The 1,015-nt window shown below is 41.5% G+C and carries 1 protein-coding gene; it reads right to left on the bottom strand.

Annotated elements, in window-relative coordinates; all coding sequences use genetic code 11:
• Positions 1 to 980, bottom strand: a 980-nt coding sequence (locus tag DWZ16_RS15270; RefSeq protein ID WP_118523185.1) for an IS110 family transposase, incomplete at its 3' end; no start/stop codon positions are given.
• Positions 981 to 1,015: the final 35 nt, after the last annotated feature.

Here is a 1,015-nt window from a genome sequence, read left to right as displayed (position 1 = left end):
AATCCTGCAAGTTTCTGCAGTTCCTTCGGATTGTTGAAGCGGCTGATATCACCTACTTCTGCAAGGAATCCTGACACTGTCCTGATTCCCACACCTTTGATCTCTAACAGCTTTTCAGTCATCGGAATCTTTCTTACCAGTTCTTCAATTAGAACCATAACTTCCTGTAGACGCGTATTTCTGGATTCATAGTCCTCCAGAAGTATTCGAATTTCCATTTTTTCAGACACCGCACCTTCTTTGCTTCCAACGCTGTGCTCAGCAGCTTCTATCAGGGTCTTCGCCCTCGCCTTTCCAACTGCTCTTAACTTCTCATCACGCCAGATTTGGTTCACTCCATCGATACCTAACGTCAGGATATCTTCAGGGAGTGGTGCTGCTTTAAGGATTAGCATTCCGCTCTTGGCATCCGGCTTTCCGTATACCGTCTTATATTCAGGAAAATATATATTGAACCAACGACTGATTCTGTTTTGAATTCTTGTAAGTTCCGCCTGTAACTGGAATCTTATGTTTGATGCTGTTCTAAGATCAGCATAAACACCATCCGGCAGATATGGGATCATGTAACGTCCCTCCCTAACTAATCCTGCTATAACTTTCGGATCCTTACGGTCGTTTTTAGTCGGATTATTGTCGCCGAGTTCTTTTGATTTTTTTACATGGTGAGGATTTACAAGCACCGGTTTCATTTCATTATCCTGTAGAAACTTTCCAAGATTGAACCAGTAATGCCCGATCGGTTCCATACCTGGAATCACCTTATCCTTCTCATGTCTTTCTTTGAGGTCCAGGATCCATTCCTTAAATGTCACAAATCCAGCCTCTGTATTGCTAAACTTAAATGGCTTCTTCGAATACTCGATTCCTCTGTAATCAAAAGCTCTGGCATAGTGCATTTCACTTCCGACATCAATTCCGAGTACCAAAGTTTTTTCTGTAATAGCTTCAATTTTTGCGTTCTGTGTGTTAGACTTCATTGTAGATACCTCTCTGTATAATAAGATTTTTACTA

The sequence above is a fragment of the Clostridium sp. AF29-8BH genome, assembly GCF_003478145.1.
Lineage (GTDB): Bacteria > Bacillota > Clostridia > Lachnospirales > Lachnospiraceae > Otoolea > Otoolea fessa.
The sequence above is the reverse complement of the archived record's forward strand: the minus strand, read 5'-3'. Positions and strand labels throughout refer to the sequence as shown.